We start from the raw sequence: 15,734 nt of genomic DNA on the forward strand, positions 1-15,734 counted from the left end.
CAATGCGAGGGGCGCCGAGGTGAGGGGCGCCGAGGTGAGGGGCGCCGAGGTGAGGGGCGCCGGGGGCAGGCCGAAGAGGAGGTTCTTCGCCATGGATGGCGAAGATAGCGCCCAGGGATGGGTTCACAGCGCCTCCTCGCAGGCCTGCCCCCGGATCAGCCCCGCTTCCATGCAGCTTCGCTGACAATGGCCACTTGGTTGGCTGACGCCAAGCTCCCCATCGCGCTATAATCGAGCCCATTTTTCGCACGCTTTCGACGACTTCCCGCCGCCCGGCCCCACGACCCGGCGGCGATCATTTCTGGACCCGGAACGCCCCATGGACAAGACCTACCAACCCGAGCAGATCGAATCCCGCTGGTACGAGCGCTGGGAGGCCGACGGCCGCTTCGCCCCCTCGGGCGAGGGCGAACCCTACTCGATCATGATCCCGCCGCCCAACGTCACCGGCAGCCTGCACATGGGCCACGCGTTCCAGGACACCATCATGGACACGCTGATCCGCTGGCGCCGCATGCAGGGCAACAACACCCTGTGGCAGGTGGGCACCGACCACGCCGGCATTGCCACCCAGATGCTGGTGGAGCGCAAGGTCGCCGCCGAAGAGGGCAAGAGCCGCCATGACCTGGGCCGCGACGCCTTCATCGACAAGGTGTGGGAGTGGAAGCACGAATCCGGCGGCCACATCACCCGCCAGCTGCGCCGTATGGGCGCTAGCGTCGACTGGAGCCGCGAGCGCTTCACCATGGACGACGGCTTCTACAAGGCGGTGCAGGAAGTCTTCGTGCGCCTCTATGAAGAGGACCTGATCTACCGCGGCAAGCGCCTGGTCAACTGGGACCCGACCCTGCACACCGCCATCTCCGACCTCGAGGTCGAGAACCGCGAGCAGCAGGGCCAGTTCTGGCATTTCCGCTACCCGCTGGCCGACGGCGTGAAGACCGATGCCGGCCTCGGCTACTTGGTGGTCGCCACCACCCGCCCCGAGACTCTGCTCGGCGATACCGGCGTGGCGGTCAACCCCGAGGACCCGCGCTACGCTTCGCTGGTGGGCAAGTTCGTCGAGCTGCCGCTGGTCGGTCGCCGCATTCCCATCGTCGCCGACGAACACGCCGACATGGAGAAGGGCTCCGGCTGCGTGAAGATCACCCCGGCCCACGACTTCAACGACTACGAGGTGGGTCGCCGCCACGGCCTGCCGCTGATCAACGTCTTCACCCAGGACGCGGCGATCCTGCCCCAGGCCGAGGCCTTCGACATCCAGGGCCGCCCGCTGCCCGAGATCGATCCCAGCCTGCCCCAGGCCTACGCCGGCCTCGACCGCTTCGAAGCGCGCAAGCGGATCGTCGCCGACATGGAAGCCGCCGGCCTGCTCGAGCAGATCGAGACGGTCAACAACACCCTGCCCTACGGCGACCGCTCCGGTGATGTCATCGAGCCGCTGCTCACGGACCAGTGGTTCGTCGCCGTGGAGAGCCTGGCCAAGCCCGCCATTGCCGCGGTGGAGAACGGCGACATCCAGTTCGTGCCCAAGAACTACGAGAACATGTACTTCTCATGGATGCGCGACCTGCAGGACTGGTGCATCTCGCGTCAGCTGTGGTGGGGCCACCGCATTCCCGCCTGGTACGACGCCGAGGGCAACGTCTACGTCGCCCGCACCGAGGCCGAGGCGCGCGAGAAGCATGGCCTTTCCGCCGACCTCGCCCTGACCCAGGACGAGGACGTGCTCGACACCTGGTTCAGCTCGGGGCTGTGGACCTTCGGCACCCTGGGCTGGCCGGAGCAGACGCCGGAACTGGCGACCTTCCACCCCTCCAGCGTGCTGGTCACCGGCTTCGACATCATCTTCTTCTGGGTCGCACGGATGATCATGCTGACCCTCAAGTTCACCGACGAAGTGCCGTTCAAGACCGTCTACGTGCACGGCTTGGTGCGCGACGGCCAGGGCCAGAAGATGTCCAAGTCGAAGGGCAACGTGCTCGATCCCATCGATCTGATCGACGGCATCACCCTGGAAGAGCTGCTCGAGAAGCGTACCGGCAACATGATGCAGCCGCAGAAGGCTAAGGCCATCGCCAAGGCCACCCGCGACGAGTTCCCCGAGGGCATCGAGCCCCACGGCACCGATGCGCTGCGCTTCACCTTCCTCTCCCAGGCCACCACCGGGCGCGACATCAAGTTCGATATGGGCCGCCTCGATGGCTACCGCAACTTTTGCAACAAGCTGTGGAACGCCTCGCGCTACGTGCTGATGAACGCCGAGGGCCAGGATTGCGGGGCGAACGGAGATAGTGTCGAGCTGTCGCTGGCCGACCGCTGGATCGTCTCGCGTCTGCAGCAGACCGAAGCCCAGGTGACCAAGGCGATGGAGGAGTTCCGCTTCGACCACGCCTCCCAGGCACTCTACGAGTTCGTCTGGAACGAGTACTGCGACTGGTACCTGGAGCTCTCCAAACCAGTGCTGTGGGACGAAGGCGCCAGCGAAGCGGCCAAGCGCGGCACCCGCCGCACCCTGGTGCGGGTGCTGGAAGCGATCCTGCGTCTGGCCCACCCGATGATGCCCTACATCAGCGAGGAGATCTGGCAGCGCGTGGCGCCGCTGGCGGGCAAGGCCGCAGGCGACGGCAGCGAGTCGATCATGGCGCAGCCGTGGCCGATGGCCGAGCAGGAGAAGATCGACGAGCAGGCGACCCGCGACATCGAGTGGCTCAAGGGCGTGATCGTGGCGGTGCGCAACGTGCGCGCCGAGATGAACATCGCCCCGGGCAAGCCGCTCGACGTGCTGCTGACCAAGGGCTCGGCAGCCGATCGCGAGCGCCTGGAGGCCAACCGCCTGTTTCTCGCCAAGCTGGCCAAGCTGGCCAGCGCCAACTGGCTCGACGACCCCAGCGAGGCGCCGCTTTCGGCCACGCAGTTGGTCGGCGACATGGAAGTGCTGGTACCTATGGCCGACCTGATCGACAAGGACGCCGAGCTCACTCGCCTGGCCAAGGAGATCGACAAGCAGGACGCGCTGATCGGTGGCATCGAGAAGAAGCTGGGCAACGAGAGCTTCGTTGCCAAGGCGCCGGAAGCGGTGGTCGAGAAGGAGCGCGGCAAGCTCAAGGAGTACCAGGCGGCCCGTGCCGTGCTGCTCGAACAGCGCGACAAGATCGCTGCGCTTTGATTTAGCGGCCCGAAACTGCCGCGCGGTGACTTTTCAGCGGCCCGGAGATGACGCGAATGCCTCGAGAGAACAGCAGCATGGCCAGCCAGAGCCAAGGCTTGACCCTCGAGGCGATACGTCCGCTGTTTCCGCTGCTCGAGCGCAACAGCGCTGGGGCGATCCTGGTCGACGAGGCGAGCCGCCTCATCTGGATCAACGCCTGCTACTGCAGGCTGCTGGGCATCGACGACCCGGCCAGCGTGATCGGCCGCCCCGTGGGCGAGGTGATCCCGCACACCCGCATGCCCGAGGTGGTACGCAGCGGGCGGCCCATCCTGCTCGATATCATGGAGTACCAGGCGCGTCAGCTGGTGGTCACCCGGTTGCCGCTGCACGACCCGGCCAGTGGCCGGGTCAACGGTGCGGTGGCCTTCATCGTGTTCGACGACCTGGAGCCTCTGACCCCGCTGATCGGCAAGTACCGCCGCCTGCAACATGACCTGGCGGTGGCGCGACGCGCCCTGGCACGCCGCGGCTCACGCTATGCCCTGGCCGATTTCGTCGGCGCCAGCCCTGCGGTGCTCGAGGTCAAGCGCCGTGCCCGCCTGGCCGCCGCACGAGCCACGCCGGTGCTGCTACTAGGCGAGACCGGTACCGGCAAGGAGGTGCTGGCCCAAGCCATCCACGGTGACTCGCCGCGGGGAGCCAGCCCCTTCGTTGCCGTCAACGTCGCCGCGGTGCCCGAGAACCTGCTCGAGGCAGAGTTCTTCGGCGTCGCGCCGGGCGCCTACACCGGCGCCGACAAGCGCACCCGCCAGGGCAAGTTCCAGCTCGCCGACGGCGGGACCCTGTTCCTCGACGAAGTCGGCGACATGCCCTTGGCGCTACAGGCCAAACTGCTGCGCGCCCTGCAGGAGGGAGAAGTGGAGCCGCTGGGCTCCAACGAGATCAAGCGTGTCGACGTACGCGTGATTGCCGCCACCAGCCGCGACCTGGAAGCCATGGTCGAAGAGGGCAGCTTTCGCTCCGATCTCTACTATCGCCTCAACGTGCTGCGCATTCTTGTACCGCCGCTGCGCGAGCGTCTCGCCGACCTGGGTATCCTGTGCGAGACCTTGCTCGGACGGATCGCCGCGGAAAGCGGTGAGCCGCGCGCCGAGATCACCTCGGAGGCGGTCGCACTGCTGCAGCGCCACACCTGGCCTGGCAACATTCGCGAACTGCGCAACGTGCTGGAACAGACCCTGGCGCTGAACGAGGCCTGCAGCGTGATCGACGTGCCGGAGCTGCGCGCCGCCCTGCCCCACACCACCATGACAAACCCTCTGCCGCCGCCCACCTCCGCGGTACGTCCGCTTGCCGAAGTGGTGCTCGCCGCCGAGCGAGATGCCCTGCACAACGCCTTGGCCGCCTGCGGTGGCAACAAGTCCCGTGCGGCGCGAATGCTGGGCGTTCCACGTTCGGTGCTGTACGACAAGCTCTCCCGCATGTCCGAAAAACCGGACACCTGACCGTATTTTCGGACAAAACCACTTTCCACCAAGGTCTAATGTTGTCCGCATATTCGGACACACCATCCGCTCCACCTCCCCCTGGCAACGATTAACTCTTTGAAACGAAAAGACTTTCTCGAAGTGGCATGAAGCGTGCAATGACGTGGTCACGCGTCATGTCTTGACGCGACGTCGCGGCCAGCCGCGACACATCGAGTCACATGGCTGCAACGACAGCGCCGACCAAAGGCGCTGCGACGACAACAAAGCACAAGGAGCCAACATGTCGTTCATTCCGTCTCTCGCCACTCGCCTTCGCCCGCTCACCCTCGGTATTGCCGCCGCCACCTTGATGGTAGGTGCCACCGCTGCCAGTACCGCCAACGCCCAGGAGCGCGTGCGCTGGCAGGTGCCCATCGCCTTTCCCTCGCACTTGGTGGGCCTGAGCACGCCGGTACGCTTCCTCAGCGAATCGCTCGATCAAGCATCCGGCGGCAACATCAACCTGCGCTACTACGAGCCGGGTGAGCTGATCCCGCCGTTCGAGATCCTCGATGCCGTTTCCGAAGGTCGCTACGACGCCGGCTTCACCTGGGTCGGCTACGACCAGGGCAGCATTCCCGCCCTGCCGCTGTTCGCCGGCGCACCGTTCGGCATGGAGCCGCCCGCCTACCTGGCCTGGCACTACTTCGGCGGCGGTGCCGAACTGCTCGAGGAGATCTACGAGGATTACAACGTCCAGCCGCTGCTGTGCAGCATGATCGGCCCCGAAGCAGCGGGCTGGTTCGCCGAGCCGCTGGAAGACCTCAATCAGATCGACGGTCTGCGCATCCGCTTCGCCGGTATCGGCGGGCGCGTGATGGAGCGCCTGGGCGCCTCCGTGACCATGATCCCCGGCGGCGAGCTGTATCAGGCCATGGAGCGCGGCACCATCGACGCCATGGAGTTCTCGGCACCTGCCGTGGACCGCATCCTGGGTATGCAGGAAATCGTGCAGAACTACGTGCTGCCGGGCTGGCACCAGACCTTCACCACCGCTCACCTGCTGATCAACAAGGACAGCTGGGAAGCGCTGGAGCCGCAGACCCGCGCCATGATCGACATGGGCTGCCGGGCCGCCACCCTCTTCGGCTACTCCGAGAGCGAGATGGAGAATCCCAAGGCGCTGCGTGACTTCGAGGAAGAGGGCGTCAATGCTCAGGTGCTCTCCGACGAGATCCTCGGCGAGCTGCGCCGGGTGACCAATGAGGTACAGGCCGAGATCGCCGCCGAGAACGAGATGTTCGGTCGCGTGCTCGAGAGCCAGCGCGAGTTCATGAAGGTGCATGGCAACTGGCACGTCAAGGGCCACCTGCCGCGCTCCTACTACGCGCCGGAAAACCTCGAAGACTGAGAGAACGCCGTCCGAACGCCAGGCGAGCTAGTCGCTTGGCGCTTCGGCCGGCTTTTCAAGGTTCGTTCATTCCCCAGTAATGGCCGCCGTCGACAGGCGGTGGCCGACTGACCCGATTCCCCGGAGTTACCCATGAGCATCCATGACTCGGCGACCCCGGCGCCGGAGGGGCACTCCGCGCCGCCAGAGCTGCCCACCAACCGCCTGAGTTACCGCCTCGACATGACCATCCTGCTGTTCGGCCGGGCCATCTCCTGGCTGTGGCTGGCCACCCTGGCGGTAGTGCTGACCAACGTGGTCAATCGATTCATTCTCGGCCGCGGCTCCATCGCCGTGGAAGAGCTCTCCTGGCACCTGTTCGGCGCCACCATGATCCTGACCCTGGCCTATGCCGTCGTCAGCGACGACCACGTGCGGGTCGACGTGATTCGCGAGAAGTTCTCGCTGCGTACCCAGGCCTGGATCGAACTGCTGGCCATCGTGCTGCTGGCCCTGCCGATTCTCTATCTGATGGTGGAGCAGCTCTACCAGTACGGTTACCGCTCCTACCTGCGCGGCGAGCGCTCCCAGGCCCCCAGCGGCCTGCCCTATCGCTTCATCATCAAGACCCTGATTCCCATCGGCCTGACGCTGGTGGCGGTGGCGCTGTTCTCGCGGGTGCTGCGCTGCTGCACCCTGCTGTTCGGTTTCCCCAGGCGCATCCACAAGACGACCCCGCGGCAGTAGCCAACACGCGCTCGCTGGAAGACGCCTCGTTCACCTGAAGAGATCGACTATGGGACTGGAACAATTTCTCGTGCTGGCGATGTTCGCCAGCTTCATGAGCCTGCTGCTGCTGGGCTTCCCGGTGGCCTGGTCGTTGGCCGGCGTGGGCTTTGCCTTCGCCGTGATCGGTCACGTGCTGGTGGAGTACATGGCTGCCGATCTGTGGTTCTCCTGGGGCGGCACCATCGGCGTGCTCGACCGGCGCATCTACGGCATCGTCGCCAACGAGCTGATGGTGGCCCTGCCGCTGTTCATCTTCATGGGTATCATGCTCGACCGCTCGGGCATCGCCGAGCGGCTGATGAACTCGCTGGTGCGGGTACTGGGCGGTCTGCGCGGTGGCTATGCGGTGACGGTGGTCATCGTCGGCGTGCTGCTGGCCGCCTCCACCGGCATCGTCGGCGCCTCGGTGGTACTCCTCGGCATGCTCTCGCTGGGCCCGATGATGCGCGCCCAGTACAACAAATCGCTGGCCGTGGGCACCGCCTGCTCGGTGGGCACCCTCGGTATCCTGGTGCCGCCCAGCATCATGCTGGTGCTGATGGCCGACCGCATGGGCACCTCCGACGCCTCCGTAGGGCGCCTGTTCATGGCCGCACTGGTGCCCGGCGTGATGTTGGGCGTGATGTACATCGCCTTCATCCTGATTGCCGCCTACCTGAAGAAGGACCTGGCCCCCGCGCCCAAGGATCGCCAGCCGCTCGATGCCCGGGCGTTCCTGCAGGTGTTCATCGCCGTGCTGCCGCCGCTGGGGCTGATACTTGCCGTGCTCGGCTCGATCTTCACCGGCTTCGCCACCACCACCGAGGCCTCGGCGGTGGGTGCACTGGGCGCCATGCTGCTGGCACTGTTCAACCGCCGGCTGACTCTGGCGACCCTGCGTCATGCGCTCTACCAGACCAGCCGCACCACCGCCTTCATCTTCGCCATCTTCATCGGCGCCACGGTGTTCGCCGCCGTGCTGCGGGGCCTGGGTGGCGACGATGTGGTACGTCTGGCACTCACCGGGCTGCCTTTCAGCGAAACCGGCATCGTCCTGACCATCCTGCTGGTGGTGTTCTTGCTGGGCTTCTTCCTCGACTGGGTGGAGATCACACTTATCATCCTACCGCTGGTCGCGCCGGTGGTGTTCAGCCTGGGGGTCGACCCGCTGTGGTTCGCCATGCTGTTCGCCATCTGTCTGCAGACCTCGTTCCTGACGCCGCCGGTGGGCTTCGCGCTGTTCTACATCAAGGGGGTCTGTCCGCCAGGCATCACCACCCGTGACATCTACCTGGGCGTCGCGCCTTTCGTGGCCATCCAACTGCTCGGGCTATTGCTGGTGTTCTTCTTCGCCCCGCTGGCGACCTGGCTGCCCAACGAGATCTATGGCGGTCGCTGACATTTCGACAAGGAGCAAGACATGCAACTGACCGACAAGACGGCCCTGATCACCGGGGCGGCAGGCGGCATCGGACGCGCCATTGCCGAGCGTTATGCCCGCGAAGGGGCAAGAGTGGCGGTGGCCGACCTCGATCTGGCCGCAGCCGAAGCCACGGTGGCAGAGATCCGCGCCAACGGCGGGCGGGCCATGGCACTGGCCATGGACGTGACAGACGAGGCAGTGGTCGACGCAGGCGTCGAGCGAATCGTCGCCGAATGGGATGGCCTGGACATCGCCATCGCCAACGCCGGCATTCAGCATATCGCCCCGCTGCACAGTCTGACCTTCGCCGACTGGCGCAAGGTGCTGGCGGTACATCTGGACGGTGCCTTCCTGGTCACCAGCGCAGCCCTGCGTCAGATGTACCGTCAGGAGCACGGCGGCTGCCTGATCTACATGGGCTCGGTGCACAGCAAGCTCGCCTCACCGCTGAAGGCGCCCTACGTGGCGGCCAAGCATGGCCTGCTGGGGCTTTGCCGAACCGTGGCCAAGGAGGGGGCGAAACATCGGGTGCGCGCCAACATGATCTGTCCCGGCTTCGTGCGCACGCCCTTGGTGGAGCGACAGATTCCCGAGCAGGCCGCAGCACTGGGCATCTCCGAAGAGGCGGTGATACGCGACGTGATGCTCAAGGATACCGTCGACGGCGAGTTCACCACCCTGGAGGACATTGCCGAGCTGGCGCTGCACCTGGCGGCCTTCCCCAGCGCGGCGCTGACCGGGCAGTCGGTGGTGGCCAGCCACGGCTGGTACATGCAATAGGGAAACACAGCACAAATACCTGCGCGAGCGAATCGCTGCGTTGCGCGGTGCCGAAGCGTCGGACCGTCGGAATCCTCACATATACCCCATATGCTCCGGTTGACTCGCAGCCTGCGGCTTCTCGCCCCTTCGGGGCCAGCCTACGGCTGTTTGTCGCTTCGCTCGGTACTGTGCTCCGTGCGCCTTGCGACCCACATGGATGTGGGAAGTGCGTTGGTTCGTCGGGAACGAACCTAGCCGCTTCATCTCGCTCGTCAATTTGTGCAGCATTTCCTCAAATACCGTGAGCATTAGGGAACGCTGTTCTGCAACGCAGCTTTCCCCTAGAATGGGGGCATCGACCATCAACCGTGCCGATGCCCTCATGCCTCATACCGAACCGACCTTCGCGCCTGGCCGCATTCTCGTCTTCAACCTGTTGGGCGCCCTGCTGGTGTGGTCCTGGTTGTCCCCCGGCCTGATGTTCTGGACCGAGCTCGACGACGCGGTGTTCTTCGCCACCAACGCCTGGCTGACCGAGGACAACGAGACCTGGGTGCTGTTCGTGGCGGCGGTGAACAACCGCATGTTCGACGTAGTCAGCTTGATGATCCTGCTGGCGATCTACCTGTGGGCAATCAGTCGCGACCCCGACCCCACCCATCGCATGCTGCGCTGGGGAGGTATCGGCATCACCATGCTGTTGACCGCCGTCTTCTTTGCCCAGGGCTTTCGCATGGTGGTTCCCTATACTCACCCCAGCCCTACCCTGGTGTACGACAACGTGAACCTGATCACGGAAATGGTCGACTTCTCGACCAAGGACAGCTCGGGCAGCAGCTTTCCCGGTGATCACGGCGTGAACCTGTTCCTCTTCACCGCCTTCATGTGGCGCTTCGCCGGCCTCAGGGTGATGCTGGTCAGCGCCGTTTTCGCCGTCCTGCTCAGCGCCCCGCGCATTCTCAGCGGCGCCCACTGGTTCAGCGATGTCTTCTTCGCGGCGCTGATGATCAACCTGATCGTCGCGCCCTGGATACTGCTGACGCCGGTAGGACCGGGGCTGGCGCGGGCGATCACTGCAGGACTGGTCAAGGCACGCAATGCCCTGCCAGGACGCTAACCACTGGTCGGCGTTCGACCCACAAAAAGCGCGGCCTTGGCCGCGCTTTTTCATTGCCTCAGTTCGCCTTGCGCCAGCCGCCCAGTACCCGCTGATCGCGGCCGAAGAACACCAGCCGGTCGTGGTCGATGAGGAAGCGGTAGGCATCCTCCATCATCCCGGTGACGCGCTTGGCGTCGTCGAGCTGAGGGCAGCCGCGACGCGTGGTGCCCAGCTCACCGAACTGGATGCGGTTGCCCCCGTCGAGATTCACCCGCCCATTGATCTGGTTGCAGCCGTCGCTGCCGGTCACACGGCCGTCGGGCGAAACGACGAAATAGGGCGTCTCGGGCATGGAGAGGCGTTCGTTGGTACCGACCAGCAGCAGGTTCCAGCGCTGCCCCACCACCGGATGGTCGCTAGAGACGCGGGGCTGATCTTGACGAGGGGGTTCGGTTGGCTTGCCGCCACATGCGGCCAGGGACATGGCCACGAGCGCCAGCAGCAGCGTTCGGCCAGGCAGAGTCTTGATCATCGAGAGATTCGTTCCTTATTCTCGTCGCGGGTTCTTACCAAGATCCAGAATTCGGCATAGAGGCCCAGGGCTCTCTAGCCGGCAGCGCATCGCCCTTCTGCAGCAGCTCGATGGAGATACCGTCGGGGCTGCGTACGAACGCCATGTGGCCGTCGCGGGGCGGGCGGTTGATGGTCACGCCGGCATCCTGCAGCCGCTGGCACAGGGCGTAGATATCGTCGACCCGATAGGCCAGGTGACCGAAGTTGCGCCCGCCGCCGTACTCTTCCGGGTCCCAGTTGTAGGTCAGTTCCAGCTCCGGTGCCTTGAGCTCGGCGGAGCGAGACTCGTCCTCGGGTGCCGCCAGGAACACCAGCGTGAAGCGCCCCTTCTCGTTCTCCTTGCGCCTCACCTCCTTCAACCCCAGCAGGTCGCAGTAGAACCGCAACGACGCATCCAGGTCGCTGACTCGAACCATGGTGTGCAGGTACTGCATGAGCCCTCCTAGCCAACGTTCAGCAAAGAAATCAGGAATACTGAACAAATCGACGAGCGAGATGAAGCGCAAGGCGCACGGAGCACAGGAACCGGAGCATATGGGGTATATGTGAGGATTCCGAGCACCGCGCAACGCAGCGATTCGCTCGCGCAGTCATTTAGTCAGTATTTCCTGCTCAGTGAGTATACTCGCTGAAGACGGCCGGCGTCCGGTCCTCATGCTGCCAGGTCAGTACGGCATAGTCGTCGTAGCGGCCGGTTTCCATGCCGGGCGAACCGTGGGGCATGCCGGGCACCGTCAGCCCTACTACGTCAGGGCGCTCCTCGAGCAGACGCTTGATGTCGGCGGCCGGGACGTGACCTTCGATCACGTAGCCATCGATCAGCGCCGTGTGGCAGGAGGCCAGCTCCGGCGTGACGCCATGCTCGATCTTGATCGAGCGCATGTCGCGGGTCTTGTGCTGTCGCACCTCGAAGCCCGCCTCCCTGAGGTGATCGGCCCAGTCGGTGCAGCAGCCGCAGTTGGGATCCTGATACATCTCAACCACCGAGCCGGCCTGGGTGCTGGTGCCGGGGGTGAAGACCAGGTAGAGAGCCAGGGCTCCACCGCCAAGCAGGGAGAGCGCGGTCACCTTTTTCGTCTTGCCATTCATGGGTAGGCTTTTCATGCTGGGTGGCTCCTGAAGCGTTGACGCCGGATAATCGAATCGTGACAAGCCCCCGACGGCTTGCCAATACCCACTAAGGGAAAGAGAGCGGAAATGTCGCACTATTGTGATCTGGCACCGGGTCATCCATGGCATGGCCCCTACCACGAGAAGGAGTACGGCTTTCCCGTCAGGGACGACACGGCGCTGTTCGAACGCCTGATACTGGAGATCAACCAGGCGGGCCTGTCGTGGCTGACGGTACTCAAGAAGCGCGAAGCGTTTCGTCGTGCCTTCGACAACTTCGACATTGCCAAGGTTGCCGCCTATGGCAGCGGTGAACGCGAACGCCTGCTCGGCGACGCCGGCATCATCCGCAATCGACTCAAGGTAGAGGCGGCGATACACAACGCCGGCGTCATCCTGGCACTGCGCGACGCGCACGGCAGCTTTGCGGCCTGGCTCGACCATCACCACCCGCTGACGAAAGAGGAGTGGGTCAAGCTGTTCCGCCGCACCTTCCGCTTCACCGGCCCAGAGATCGTCGGTGAGTTCCTGATGAGCACCGGCTACCTGCCGGGCGCCCATCATGACGAGTGCCCGGTGCATCGACGCATCCTGGACTGTGGTCCGGCTTGGTACACGCGCTGAGGGCTAGGGCTACGCTAGATGCAGGGAAAGACTAGGAGTCCAAACGGATGGATACCCTGACGCACGCCGTCCTTGGGGCGGCGGTAGGCGGCACCGTGCTGGGACGCCGGCTGGGCCGCAAGGCAGTGCTGATCGGCGCGGTCGTGACTGCCTTACCCGACCTGGACGTCTTCCTCGACTACGGCGATGCGGTACTCAACGTTACCGAGCACCGTGGCTTCAGCCATTCCGTATTCGTGCTGACCGGACTCGGCACTCTGCTGGCACTGCTTGCCCGGCGCTTCGCTCCGGCCCGCGACATCACCCTCGGCCGCTGGTGGGCATTCTTCGTCCTGAGCATGCTCTCCCACCCCCTGCTCGACGTGCTGACCACCTATGGCACCCAGCTCTGGTGGCCGCTGGATGTACGCCCCAGCGCATGGCCGGTGGTGTTCATCATCGATCCGCTCTACACCCTGCCACTACTGGCCGCTTTCGTGATTGCTCTTGCCTCCGGCAACGGCTTCCGTGCTCCGGCCTGGGGGCTGGCAATCTCCTGCGCCTACCTGGCCTTTGCCATGCTCGCCAAAGGGGTCGTGGAGCACCGGCTCGAGCCGGTACTCGCCGAGCACGGAATCGAGGATGCGCCGCGGCTGGTGCAGCCTACCCCGTTCAACACCTTGCTGTGGCGAGCGACGATCATCGACGGCGACCGCCACTACGAAACCCTGGTGGGACTGCTCGACGGTGCCGAGGCGCCGATGCTGGAAATTTTCCACCGTGGTGCCGAGCTGGAGGAGGACGTACTGGCCTTGGAGATGGGAGAGCGCCTGGACTGGTTCGCCGGCCCCTACCTGCGCTATGAGGTTCGCCAGCGCGACGGACGGGAAACCCTGATCGCTACTGACGTGCGCCTGGGTTTCCCGGGGTTCTATGCCTTCAGCTACGCCCTGGCGACGCGTGAAGAAGGAGAGACGTGGCAGCCGCTGAAGCCGACCGAGATGCTGACGCCCGACACCCGGGTCGACATGGCGGCACTGGGCCAGTTGGCCGCCCGCGTTTTCTCTCCCGAGGCCAGGCTTTGCACCAGCGACTTCGTTACCGACCGCTGGGTGGCGGACGTACCCGCGGCGTGCTGAGCGTTACAGCCTCTCTACCAGCGAATCGATGGCCTGACGTGCCTCCTTGAGAGCGGCGTCGCGTAGGCCGTCGCCCATGGCGAGCCCTTCGGCATAGATCGTCGAGACGTCGGAGATACCGATCATACCCAGCATCGCCTTCAGATGCGGGGTCTGGGTGTCCTGTTCGGTACCGGCGTACTGTCCGCCGCGGGCGGCCAGGATCACGGCCCGCTTGCCCTTCACCAGGCCCACCGGACCCTGCTCGGTGTAGCGGAAGGTGGTGCCGGCGCGCATTACCCGGTCGAACCAGGCCTTGAGCTGAGACGGAATGCCGAAGTTGTACATCGGCACCGCCAGCACCAGCACGTCGTGGGCCTGGAGTTCGTCGATCAGGTCATCGGAGCGCTGAGCCAGCACCTGCTGCTCGGCAGAGCGTTCTTCGGCCGCCACCTGCCAGCTGGAGAGCTCCTCGAGCCCCAGATGGGGCAGCGAGTCGACGGCCAGGTCGCGATGGGTGATGGCGAGTTCATCGCGGCCGGCGGCACGCTCACGAAGGTGGTTGGCCAGAACATTGGACTGGCCATGCTCGCCGAGGATGGAGGAGGTAACGAGAAGAATACGGGTAGCCATGACGATCTCCCAGATTGGGGTAGTGTTGATCATCATGTTACGTGCAATTAATGCCATTAAAAGCGCATAGTTTTGCGCTTATCATTCGATAAAAACGAAAGTCTATCGCAGCAAAAGGCCCTGCCTATCGGCAGGGCCATGCTCAACTCACACTCAGCCCAATGAATCGTCGAGCGGGAGATTATTTCGATTGCACGCTCAGGAGCTGAAGTTCTGGGCGACGAAGTCCCAATTCAGCACGTTCCACACGTTCTCGAGGTACTTCGGACGCGCGTTGCGGTAATCGATGTAGTAGGCATGCTCCCACACGTCGATGGTCATCAACGGGGTCTGGTCGTGGGCGATGGGGGTGTCGGCATTGCTGGTGTTGACGATGTCGACGCCGCCGTCGGCGGTCTTGATCAGCCAAGTCCAGCCGGCACCGAAGTTGGCCACGGCACTGGCATTGAAGGCGTCCTTGAACTTGTCGAAGGAGCCGAACTTGGCGTTGATTGCCTCAGCCAGGGCACCGCTGGGCTCGCCGCCCCCGTTGGGCGAGAGGCAGTGCCAGTAGAAAGTGTGGTTCCACACCTGGGCTGCCTGGTTGAACAGGCCACCGGTGGCGGATTGGATGATCTCCTCGAGGGACTTGTGGGCGTCCTCGCTGCCTTCGATCAATTCGTTGAGCTTGGTGACGTAAGCCTGGTGGTGCTTGCCGTAGTGATACTCCAGAGTCTCGGCGGAGATGTGCGGCTCGAGGGCATTCTTCTCGTAGGGCAGTGCCGGCAGTTCGAAAGTCATTGTGGTGGCTCCTTGCTTGTCACGGTGAGCGGCGGGCTCGTTCAAGACAACCGGATGGTTAGGGTGCGATGCCCTGGCCACAGCCCCGGTACGTTTCTCCTTCGAAGGTCAGCGTGACCCTGGCCGGGAACGGCTCGCCGCTCATGTCGTCGAAGCAGGCCCGCGCTTCCAGGCGCAGCTCGAAGGGCTGATCGGTCAGGCCGCTGGAGAGCAGCACCCTGCCGCCGCCGTTGTCCATGGCGATGACTCGATAGGGCAACGTCATCTCCCGTGTCCCGTAGTCCATCGTCAGCGTCAGTTCGGGGGTGTCGTGGGCCAGGTTGACGTGCCAGCCCGGCTCATTGCCGCGACCGTGGAACATCACCCCGGGGCGCTGCTCGCGGGTCAGCGCCGAACGCGCCATGGCGGCAGTGCAGTCGAGCCGTCCGTTGGCGCTCTCCACCACGGCCTCTCCGCCCTTGTTCCAGAAGCTGAGATCGCCCTGCTGATAGCGCGCTCCGCTGGCCACCACGGCCGGCGCCAGGCGATAGCCGCCGTGGGCCGACCACAGCCGTAGCTCGCGCTCGCCGAAAGCGGTCACCAGATCCTGCTGCGGCGTGCAGCGCCAGGCTTCGAAGTGCTCGGCGCCGCCGGGAAACAGCAGCGTGGGCAGCAACGGTGCCGTGCTGGCCACCTTTGCGCCAGCGGAGCGCGGCCCGTCGACGGGAGCAGCGGCACAACCGGCCAGCAGCAGCGAAGCGGCAGCCAGCAACGCGGGGCGGAAGGAGAGAGGTAAACGAGAGATCATGACGATTCCTTGGGCATAGCGAACCGGCACAGCATAACAGGCACCGGGCCGTGACGGCCCGATAC

Annotated in this window: 15 protein-coding genes; 9 read left to right on the forward strand and 6 right to left on the reverse strand. The window is 64.8% G+C overall.

Annotated features, from left to right (window positions below; translation table 11 throughout):
- Positions 1 to 319 precede the first annotated feature (319 nt).
- The 7 genes from HOP59_RS20300 (at position 320) to HOP59_RS20330 (ending at position 10,083) form a co-directional block, all read left to right on the forward strand.
- Complete coding sequence (locus HOP59_RS20300) at positions 320 to 3,169, forward strand: valine--tRNA ligase (RefSeq protein WP_234255397.1); 2,850 nt, start codon at positions 320 to 322, stop codon at positions 3,167 to 3,169.
- A 56-nt stretch (positions 3,170 to 3,225) separates the two neighbouring features.
- Entirely contained in the window at positions 3,226 to 4,659 is a 1,434-nt protein-coding gene (locus HOP59_RS20305) for a sigma-54 interaction domain-containing protein (protein ID WP_234255398.1), read from the forward strand.
- 265 nt (positions 4,660 to 4,924) lie between these two features.
- Complete coding sequence (locus HOP59_RS20310; RefSeq protein ID WP_010626556.1) at positions 4,925 to 6,034, forward strand: TRAP transporter substrate-binding protein; 1,110 nt, start codon at positions 4,925 to 4,927, stop codon at positions 6,032 to 6,034.
- Positions 6,035 to 6,166: 132 nt separating this feature from the next.
- A complete protein-coding gene (locus tag HOP59_RS20315; RefSeq protein WP_010626555.1) occupies positions 6,167 to 6,760 on the forward strand; it encodes a TRAP transporter small permease subunit in 594 nt (197 codons plus the stop codon).
- A 49-nt stretch (positions 6,761 to 6,809) separates the two neighbouring features.
- On the forward strand, positions 6,810 to 8,180 hold the full coding sequence (locus HOP59_RS20320; protein ID WP_010626554.1) for a TRAP transporter large permease: 1,371 nt from the start codon (positions 6,810 to 6,812) through the stop codon (positions 8,178 to 8,180).
- Positions 8,181 to 8,201: 21 nt separating this feature from the next.
- Positions 8,202 to 8,984 (forward strand): 3-hydroxybutyrate dehydrogenase, encoded by a 783-nt coding sequence (locus HOP59_RS20325; RefSeq protein WP_234255399.1) that lies wholly within the window; start codon positions 8,202 to 8,204, stop codon positions 8,982 to 8,984.
- Positions 8,985 to 9,348: 364 nt separating this feature from the next.
- Positions 9,349 to 10,083 carry a phosphatase PAP2 family protein gene (locus HOP59_RS20330; RefSeq protein ID WP_035590028.1) on the forward strand — a complete coding sequence of 245 codons (735 nt, stop codon included), beginning with the start codon at positions 9,349 to 9,351 and terminating at the stop codon, positions 10,081 to 10,083.
- Between the two features lie 58 nt (positions 10,084 to 10,141).
- On the opposite strand, the gene HOP59_RS20335 is transcribed toward HOP59_RS20330, so the two are convergent.
- The 3 genes from HOP59_RS20335 to HOP59_RS20345 all read right to left on the reverse strand — a co-directional run bounded on the left by HOP59_RS20335 (position 10,142) and on the right by HOP59_RS20345 (position 11,742).
- Entirely contained in the window at positions 10,142 to 10,597 is a 456-nt protein-coding gene (locus tag HOP59_RS20335) for an META domain-containing protein (RefSeq protein ID WP_234255400.1), read from the reverse strand.
- Positions 10,598 to 10,631: 34 nt separating this feature from the next.
- Complete coding sequence (gene gloA / locus HOP59_RS20340; protein ID WP_234255401.1) at positions 10,632 to 11,072, reverse strand: lactoylglutathione lyase; 441 nt, start codon at positions 11,070 to 11,072, stop codon at positions 10,632 to 10,634.
- Between the two features lie 178 nt (positions 11,073 to 11,250).
- Positions 11,251 to 11,742 (reverse strand): DUF411 domain-containing protein, encoded by a 492-nt coding sequence (locus tag HOP59_RS20345; RefSeq protein ID WP_234255402.1) that lies wholly within the window; start codon positions 11,740 to 11,742, stop codon positions 11,251 to 11,253.
- Between the two features lie 93 nt (positions 11,743 to 11,835).
- Between HOP59_RS20345 and HOP59_RS20350 the strand changes: the two genes are divergently transcribed.
- Together HOP59_RS20350 and HOP59_RS20355 are read left to right on the forward strand one after the other, a co-directional pair.
- Entirely contained in the window at positions 11,836 to 12,372 is a 537-nt protein-coding gene (locus HOP59_RS20350) for a DNA-3-methyladenine glycosylase I (RefSeq protein ID WP_234255403.1), read from the forward strand.
- 47 nt (positions 12,373 to 12,419) lie between these two features.
- Positions 12,420 to 13,490 (forward strand): metal-dependent hydrolase, encoded by a 1,071-nt coding sequence (locus HOP59_RS20355; RefSeq protein WP_234255404.1) that lies wholly within the window; start codon positions 12,420 to 12,422, stop codon positions 13,488 to 13,490.
- A gap of 3 nt (positions 13,491 to 13,493) precedes the next feature.
- On the opposite strand, the gene HOP59_RS20360 is transcribed toward HOP59_RS20355, so the two are convergent.
- From HOP59_RS20360 to HOP59_RS20370, 3 genes are all read right to left on the reverse strand, one after another.
- Positions 13,494 to 14,102 (reverse strand): FMN-dependent NADH-azoreductase, encoded by a 609-nt coding sequence (locus HOP59_RS20360; protein WP_234255405.1) that lies wholly within the window; start codon positions 14,100 to 14,102, stop codon positions 13,494 to 13,496.
- A 198-nt stretch (positions 14,103 to 14,300) separates the two neighbouring features.
- The gene (locus HOP59_RS20365) at positions 14,301 to 14,882 is read right to left on the reverse strand and encodes a superoxide dismutase (protein WP_234255406.1); all 582 of its coding nucleotides are present in this window, start codon (positions 14,880 to 14,882) and stop codon (positions 14,301 to 14,303) included.
- A gap of 58 nt (positions 14,883 to 14,940) precedes the next feature.
- Positions 14,941 to 15,669 (reverse strand): MliC family protein, encoded by a 729-nt coding sequence (locus HOP59_RS20370; RefSeq protein ID WP_234255407.1) that lies wholly within the window; start codon positions 15,667 to 15,669, stop codon positions 14,941 to 14,943.
- Positions 15,670 to 15,734 lie beyond the last annotated feature (65 nt).

The sequence above is a fragment of the Billgrantia aerodenitrificans genome, assembly GCF_021404405.1.
In the GTDB taxonomy this organism is placed as follows: Bacteria; Pseudomonadota; Gammaproteobacteria; order Pseudomonadales; family Halomonadaceae; genus Halomonas; species Halomonas aerodenitrificans.